General features: G+C 72.6%; 8 protein-coding genes and 1 pseudogene. 3 read left to right on the top strand and 6 right to left on the bottom strand.

Going from position 1 to position 7,335, the window contains the following annotated elements:
• From B351_RS16410 to rph, 4 genes are all read right to left on the bottom strand, one after another.
• On the bottom strand, positions 1–643 hold a 643-nt coding region (locus B351_RS16410; RefSeq protein ID WP_039731165.1), incomplete at its 3' end, for a DUF1631 family protein.
• Between the two features lie 97 nt (positions 644–740).
• Positions 741–1,895: a radical SAM family heme chaperone HemW gene (gene hemW / locus B351_RS0107510; protein WP_019398436.1), complete on the bottom strand. Its 1,155-nt coding sequence runs from the start codon at positions 1,893–1,895 to the stop codon at positions 741–743.
• A 21-nt stretch (positions 1,896–1,916) separates the two neighbouring features.
• Positions 1,917–2,513: an RdgB/HAM1 family non-canonical purine NTP pyrophosphatase gene (rdgB, locus tag B351_RS0107505; protein ID WP_019398435.1), complete on the bottom strand. Its 597-nt coding sequence runs from the start codon at positions 2,511–2,513 to the stop codon at positions 1,917–1,919.
• A gap of 14 nt (positions 2,514–2,527) precedes the next feature.
• A complete protein-coding gene (rph, locus tag B351_RS0107500; RefSeq protein ID WP_019398434.1) occupies positions 2,528–3,253 on the bottom strand; it encodes a ribonuclease PH in 726 nt (241 codons plus the stop codon).
• Positions 3,254–3,370: 117 nt separating this feature from the next.
• Between rph and B351_RS0107495 the strand changes: the two genes are divergently transcribed.
• Complete coding sequence (locus tag B351_RS0107495; RefSeq protein WP_019398433.1) at positions 3,371–4,234, top strand: YicC/YloC family endoribonuclease; 864 nt, start codon at positions 3,371–3,373, stop codon at positions 4,232–4,234.
• A gap of 31 nt (positions 4,235–4,265) precedes the next feature.
• Here B351_RS0107495 and B351_RS0107490 read toward each other — a convergent pair whose 3' ends face one another.
• Complete coding sequence (locus tag B351_RS0107490; RefSeq protein WP_019398432.1) at positions 4,266–5,000, bottom strand: ABC transporter permease; 735 nt, start codon at positions 4,998–5,000, stop codon at positions 4,266–4,268.
• Positions 4,994–5,779: pseudogene (locus B351_RS16405) on the bottom strand (ATP-binding cassette domain-containing protein); the annotation flags it as partial. The pseudogene B351_RS16405 and the gene B351_RS0107490, both read right to left, overlap by 7 nt.
• A gap of 455 nt (positions 5,780–6,234) precedes the next feature.
• On the opposite strand from B351_RS16405, the gene gmk reads away from it, so the two are divergent.
• Both gmk and rpoZ read left to right on the top strand, forming a co-directional pair.
• Positions 6,235–6,873, top strand: a complete 639-nt coding sequence (gene gmk, locus B351_RS0107480; protein WP_026010483.1) for a guanylate kinase — start codon at positions 6,235–6,237, stop codon at positions 6,871–6,873.
• 123 nt (positions 6,874–6,996) lie between these two features.
• A complete protein-coding gene (gene rpoZ, locus B351_RS0107475; RefSeq protein ID WP_026010482.1) occupies positions 6,997–7,296 on the top strand; it encodes a DNA-directed RNA polymerase subunit omega in 300 nt (99 codons plus the stop codon).
• The last annotated feature ends 39 nt before the right edge of the window (positions 7,297–7,335 follow it).

Raw genomic sequence — 7,335 nt, 5'->3', positions numbered from 1 at the left:
CGAACTCGCCGTGCAGGTCCATCACCTGGCGTTCGAACTGGCGGTACAGCAGCAGCTGCGCCTCCGGCGGCAGCTGCAGCGCGTCGCCAGCCGTGCGCAGGCACTGGCACAGCGCATGCGGTCCCAGCGGCAGCTGCTCCAGCTCGAACGCCGGCGTGGCGGCCAGCACGGCGAAGCGCTGCGCCAGCAGCAACAGCTCGCTGCCGCCGCGCTGCACCTGGCGGCGGGCGATCTCGCGCAGGACGATGGCGCGGTCCAGTTCGGTGTCCTCGACCAGGGCCAGTGCCGGCCCGGGCGCGGGTTCGGCCGGTTCGGCGGGCTCGGCCGGCGGCGGTGCGCGCAGGCCGGCCAGGCTGCCTTCAAGTGCGGCGAGGAAGCGCGGCTGGAAGGCGGCGCGGTGCTGGCGCAGCAGGCGCATCGCATCCAGGCGCTCGGCCTGCTCGCTGCTGCTGCGCGCGCCCTCGGCCAGGCTGAAGAGCTGGTTTTCCAGCCCGTCCAGAGTGGCCTCCAGCCACGGCCCCAGCTGCGTGGCGGCCAGCTCGCGCACCTGCAGGAGGATGGCGCGCACGCGCGCCGGCAGGGCGGCGTCGGCCAGCGCCGGGAATGCCGGGTGGCCCGGCGTTGGTCGGTTGGTGGCTTGCATTCTGTGACCGCGTTCCCCCTTGGGCGGTATTTAGCACGTTTCCATGCGGGGCGGCATGGCGCGCCGCACCGCGGTCCCGGCGGGGCCGGGGATGGTCTCAGAGGAACAGGGAAATCACGTCGTTGGCGAAGCGCCGCCCCAGTGCGGTGGGCGCCACCCGCTCGCCCTCGAGCTGCAGCCAGCCGCGGCCGCGGGCCTGTTCCAGCGCCGGCGCCAGATGCGCGCGCGGCAGTCCGGTGCGCACCTCGAAGTCGGCCAGGGCGAAACCCTCGTGCAGGCGCAGGGCGTTGAGCATGTACTCGAACGGGCGCTGCTCCGGGGCGATGCGGTCGTCGCCGCCGATCGCCTGGGCGGTGCCGGCGGCGGCCATCCAGGTGGCCGGGTGCTTGTGCTTCCAGCGGCGCAGGATGGCCTGTTCGGCGCCGAGGGTGATCTTGCCGTGGGCGCCGGCGCCGATGCCCAGGTAGTCGCCGTAGCGCCAGTAGTTGAGGTTGTGCGCGCACTGCCGGCCCGGGCGGGCGTAGGCGCTGGTCTCGTAGTGGACGTAGCCGGCGTCGGCCAGCAGGGCCTGGCAGCGCTCCTGCATGTCCCAGGCCAGGTCGTCGTCCGGGATGCCTTGCGGCGGCCGGGCGAAGAACACGGTGTTGGGTTCCAGCGTCAGCTGGTAGTGGCTGATGTGCGCCGGCTGCAGGGCGAAGGCACGCTCCAGGTCGCGCTCGGCCATGGCCAGGTCCTGGCCGGGCAGGGCGTACATCAGGTCCAGGTTGAGGTTGTCGAAACCGGCGTCCTGGGCCAGCTTCACCGCGGCCTCGGCCTCGGCGCTGTCGTGGATCCGGCCCAGGCGCTGCAGGCAGCCGTCGTCGAAGCTCTGGATCCCGAAGCTGATCCGGTTCACCCCGGCGGCGCGGTAGCCCTCGAAGCGGTCGTGCTCGGCGGTGCCGGGATTGGCCTCCAGGGTGATTTCCGCGTCCGGGGCGAAGCGCAGGCGCGCGGCGGCGGCCGAGAGGATGGCCTCGATCGCCGCGGCCGGGAACAGGCTGGGCGTGCCTCCGCCGAAGAACACGCTGTGCACGGTGCGGCCCCAGACCAGGGGCAGGTCGTGTTCCAGGTCGCGTACCAGCGCGGCCACATACTCGTCGAACGGCAGTCCGCCCCTGGCTCCGTGCGAGTTGAAGTCGCAATACGGGCACTTGCGCACGCACCAGGGCAGGTGCACGTACAGCGACAGCGGCGGCGGGATCAGGTCGGGCATGGCAGGCTCGCGCCGGCGCGCTCAGCCAAGCACTTCGGGCAGGCGCGCGCGCAGCAGTTCCAGCGCCTTGCCGCGGTGGCTGATGCGGTTCTTCAGCTCCATCGGCATTTCCGCCGCGGTCAGCCCGTGCGCGGGGTCCAGGAACACCGGGTCGTAGCCGTGGCCGCCGCTGCCGCGGCGTTCGCGGATGATGCGCCCGCGCCACTGCCCCTCGACCAGCAGCGGCTGCGGGTCTTCGGCATGGCGCAGCACCACCAGCACGCACTGGAAGTGGGCGCCGCGGCGCGGGTCGTCGACCCCGTCGAGCGCGGCCAGCAGCTTGTCGATGTTGCGTTGCGGGTTGGCCGGCTCGCCGGCATAGCGCGCCGAGTACAGGCCCGGCGCGCCGCCGAGGGCGTCCACGCACAGCCCGGAGTCGTCGGCCAGCGCCGGCAGGCCGGTGACGCGGGCCGCGTGGCGCGCCTTGATCAGCGCGTTCTCGACGAAGGTCAGCCCGGTCTCCTTGGCGTCCTCGACGCCCAGGTCGGACTGCGCGACCAGCTCGATCCCGCTGTCGGCCAGCAGGTGGTGCAGTTCGTCGAGCTTGCCGCGGTTGGAGGAGGCCAGGACCAGCTTCATCGCATGCTCCCGCCTCAGCCGGCCAGGGCCTGGCGCTGCAGTTCCAGCAGCTGGCCGATGCCGCGCTCGGCCAGGCCCAGCAGCGCGTCCAGTTCGTCGCGGCGGAAGGCATGGCCCTCGGCCGTGCCCTGCAGCTCGATGAAGCCGCCGCCGTCGTTCATCACCACGTTCATGTCGGTGTCGCAGTCGCTGTCCTCGGCGTAGTCCAGGTCCAGCACCGGCACGCCGCGGTATACGCCGACCGAGATCGCGGCGACCGCGCCGTGGATCGGGTCGCGGGAAATCTCGCCGCGCGCCAGCAGCCAGCGCACCGCGTCCGCCAGCGCCACGTAGGCCCCGGTGATGGCGGCGGTGCGGGTGCCGCCGTCGGCCTGCAGCACGTCGCAGTCCAGGGTGATGGTGCGCTCGCCCAGGGCGCCGCGGTCGACGCAGGCGCGCAGGGCGCGGCCGATCAGGCGCTGGATCTCCAGGGTGCGGCCGCCCTGCTTGCCGCGCGCGGCCTCGCGCTCGGAGCGGGTGTGGGTGGAGCGTGGCAACATGCCGTACTCGGCCGTCACCCAGCCCTCGCCCTTGCCGCGCAGGAATGCCGGCACCTTGTTGTCGATGCTGGCGGTGCACAGCACGCGGGTGTCGCCGAAGCTGACGAGCACGGAGCCTTCGGCGTGGCGGGTGAAGCCGCGTTCGATGCGCACGGGGCGCAGCTGGTCGGGGGCGCGGCCACTGGGGCGGACGACGGTCATGTGTGGTTTCCGTAGGCGGGGCCCCGGCGGTCCGCCGGCGGGGCCGGCGAAGGCGGCAGGGTGCCGCGGCGGGCCGGCTAGATTAACATTCGCCCCCTGCCAAAGACGGATTCCCGCATGATCCGCAGCATGACCGCCTTCGCCAGCGGCGAACGTGGTACCTCCTGGGGCGTGCTCTCCTGCGAGTTGCGCTCGGTCAACCACCGCTTCCTGGAGACCGGCCTGCGCCTGGCCGACGAGCTGCGCGCGCTGGAACCGGTGCTGCGCGAGCGCGTGGCCGCGCGCGTGCAGCGCGGCAAGCTGGACCTGGTGATGCGCCTGCGCGCGCCGGAAGGCGCCGCCGGGCTGGCGGTCAACGAGGCCCTGCTGGCGCAGCTGGGCGAGCTGGCCCAGCGCCTGGACGCGCGCTTCCCCAACCTGCAGGTGCAGTTCACCGACCTGCTGCAGCTGCCGGGCGTGCTGCAGACCCCGGTGGCCGACGGCGAGGCGCTGCAGGCGCAGGCGCTGGAGCTGCTGGACCAGGTGCTGGACGAGTTCATCGCCGCGCGCGAGCGCGAGGGCGCGGCGCTGGCCGCCGCGATCCGCGAGCGGGTCGACGCGGTGGAGCGCATCGCCGGCGAAGTGCGCGCGCTGGTGCCGGACATCCGCGAGGGCCAGCGCGCCAAGCTGGCCGCGCGCCTGGCCGACCTGCCGCACCCGGTGGACCCGGGCCGCGCCGAGCAGGAGCTGGTGCTGTGGCTGCAGAAGCTGGACGTGGACGAGGAGCTGGACCGCCTCGCCAGCCACGTCGCCGAGATCCGCCGGATCCTCTCCGGCAAGGCGCAGGCCGTGGGCCGCCGCTTGGACTTCCTGCTGCAGGAGTTCAACCGCGAGGCCAACACCCTCGGTTCCAAGTCGGTCGACGCCCGCACCTCGGCCGCCGCGGTCGAGCTGAAGGTGCTGATCGACCAGATCCGCGAGCAGGTGCAGAACATCGAGTGAGCCGCGCGGGGGGCCGCGCGCCGGATGGCGCTCAGGCGATCTCGCGCCGCGACAGCCACCAGGCGGTCAGCGGGAACAGCACCGCCGCCAGCATGGGTCCGAGCAGCACCGCCGCGTCGCGCATGGCCTCATGGCCGCCGTTGCTGGCCGCCACCGGATAGGCCCAGGGCAGCCAGTACCAGTATTGCGAGGCGCCGAGCTGCATCGCCGCCAGGGTGGCCACCACCGACACCGCCAGCGGGGTGACCACCGAGCGCAGGCGCCAGCTCAGCGCATGCTGCAGCGCCACCACCGGCAGCGCCGCCAGCGGCGCCGCCCACAGCCGCGGCAGCTGGGCCTGCAGCGCCGTTTCCAGCGGGAATCCGGCCAGGCCGAGGATGCCGGTGCCCAGCGCGAGGGCGAGCAACAACGCCAGCTGCGCGGCCGCCAGCAGCAGCACCGAGACCATGGCCTTGGCCGCGTACAGCTCCAGCCGGCCGACCGGCAGGCTGAGCATCAGCCGCCAGGTCTGGTTGCGGTGCTCGTTGCCGTTGACCAGCGCGGTGCACAGGCCGATGTAAAGCGGCAGCATGAGCAGGCTCCACAGCGCCGACGCGCTGCCCCACAGCATCGACCACTGCGCGGCGGTCATGCCGTCCGGGGTGATCCGGCGCAGGGCCATCCCGAACATCAGCGCCACCACCGCCGCCGGGCAGGCCACGGTGGTCAGCAGCACCAGCGAGCGGCGCAGCTTGAGCAGTTCGACCAGGCAAAGGCGGATCAGCATGCGACGGCTCCCCCGGAGGCGGTCATCTGCAGGAACCACTGCTCCAGCGTCGGCTTGCGCAACACCGACTGGTAGAGCACGACCCCGGCCTGCACCAGCTGCGAGTTGAGCAGGCCGGCGCGGTCGCGGTCGACGTCGGCCACCAGCACCCGGTTGGGGCTTTCGGCGCGGGCGGCGTAGCCCAGCGCCTGCAGCGTGCGCGAGCCGCGTTCGGCGTCGTCCACGTCCAGGGCCAGGACCCCGGCGAGCTGGCGTTCCAGTTCGCCGGCCGAGGCCTGCAGCCGGATCGTGCCTTCGTGCAGCACGGCCAGGTGGGTGGCGGTCTTCTCCACCTCGTCCAGGTAGTGGCTGGCGAAGAAGATGGTGCAACCGGCGGCTTCGGGGAGGCCGGAGAGCAGGGCGCGGATGTCGCGGATGCCGTCCGGGTCCAGGCCGTTGGTGGGCTCGTCCAGGACCAGCAGGCGCGGACGCCCCAGCAGGGCATGGGCCAGCGCCAGCCGTTGCCGCATGCCCAGCGAATAGTGCTCGATCCGCTGCCGGCGGTCGGGGCGCAGTCCGACCAGTTCCAGCGCGCGGTCGATCTCGCTGCGCGGCAGCTGCTTCAGGCACGGGCCGATGGACAGGAACTCGCGCGCGGTGAGGTTGGGGTAGCTGCTGGGCGCCTCGATCAGGCAGCCCATCTGCGCCAGCACCTCGCGCCGGTGCTGGCGGATGTCCTTCCCCAGCACGCGGATGCTGCCGCGGTCCGGCGCGGCCAGGCCGGCAAGCAGGCGGATGGTGGTGGACTTGCCATGCCTCGTTGTTGCCGAGGAAGGCGAACACGCTGCGCTCGGGGACCACCAGCTGCAGGTCCTTCAGTATCCGCCGTGGGCCGTAGGACTTGTCGACGGCCTGCAGTTCGATCGCTGCACTTGGCATGGGGCGTGGGCTCCTGGCTGCCCGCCGCAAGCCGTGGTCCAGCGCACGCCGGCGTCGGGGCGTTGGCGGCGAGCATGCCAAGCGGCCGCAAACGCGGTAAACCCAACCAACGACAGGGGCTGCGCGCAAAGCGTGGCGGCGCCGGGGGCCGGCCGGGGCGGGGGGTCTGCTACCATTCGCGCCCCGTTACCCCATACACGCGGCCCCGGGTCCCAGGCGCGGCAATGGCGCCAGACCCGCCCGGGGCCTGGAGAAGTGGCACCGGTCCCCAGGCCCGAGTTCGCGCCGCCGGGCCGGTGCAGGACAGCCGATGAGCATGCGCGGAACCCTCTTCATCGTTGCGGCGCCTTCCGGCGCCGGCAAGTCCAGCATCGTCAACGCGGTGCTGTCGCGCGATCCGGCCATCCGGCTGTCGATCTCCTTCACCTCGCGCGCGCCGCGCCCGGGCGAGCGCCATGCCGAGCACTACCACTTCGTCAGCGAGGAAGAGTTCCAGCGCATGATCGACGCCGGCGACTTCTTCGAGTACGCCCGCGTGCACGGCGACTGGAAGGGCACGGCGCGGCAGTCGGTGGAGCCGCAGCTGGCGGCCGGCCACGACGTGCTGCTGGAGATCGACTGGCAGGGCGCGGCCCAGGTGCGGGCCAAGGTCCCCGACGCGGTCAGCGTGTTCATCCTGCCGCCGTCGCGGGAGGCGCTGGAGCAGCGCATGCGCAAGCGCGGCCAGGACAGCGACGAGGTCATCGCCCGCCGCCTGGCGGCCGCGCGCGAGGAGATGTCGCACTACGGCGAGTTCGACTACGTGATCGTCAATGAGGTGTTCGAGACCGCGGTGGACGAGATGTGCGCGATCTTCGTCGCCAGCCGCCTGCGCCGCGGCCAGCAGCAGCAGCGCCATGCCGGCCTGATCCGCGCCCTGCTCGGGCAGGACCCCGGCGCCGGCCCCGCTGCCTGAACGCAAGTCCCTGAACGGAAAGGAAGAACCGGCGCCGGGCCTTGCCGCGGAGGCGGCGGCGCGGGTAAACTCCGCCTCCATTTCCCCAGACACGAGTGGCGACCGCAGTCGCCTGGAACCCCTATGGCCCGTATCACCGTTGAAGATTGCCTGGAAGTGGTCAACAACCGCTTCGAACTGGTCATGATGGCCGCCAAGCGCGCCCGCCAGCTGGCCAATGGCGTGCCGGCCACGATCGAGAACGAGGACGGCGACGACAAGCCGACCGTGCTGGCGCTGCGCGAGATCGCCGCCCGCACCGTCGACGCCAACCTGATCGACGAAGTGGAGAAGGCCGAGCGCGAGCGCGCCGAGCGCGAGGCGCTGGAGTGGGCCGCCGCCGAGGTCGTCGCCGACGACGACCTGTCCAAGGGCGACGACTGAGCCGCGCCCGCCTGCATCGCCACACCCGACGGCCCGCCT

Origin of the sequence: Pseudoxanthomonas sp. GW2 (genome assembly GCF_000283075.1) — a bacterium.
Taxonomy (GTDB): domain Bacteria; phylum Pseudomonadota; class Gammaproteobacteria; order Xanthomonadales; family Xanthomonadaceae; genus Pseudoxanthomonas.
This window is presented reverse-complemented; position numbering and strand designations above follow the sequence as displayed.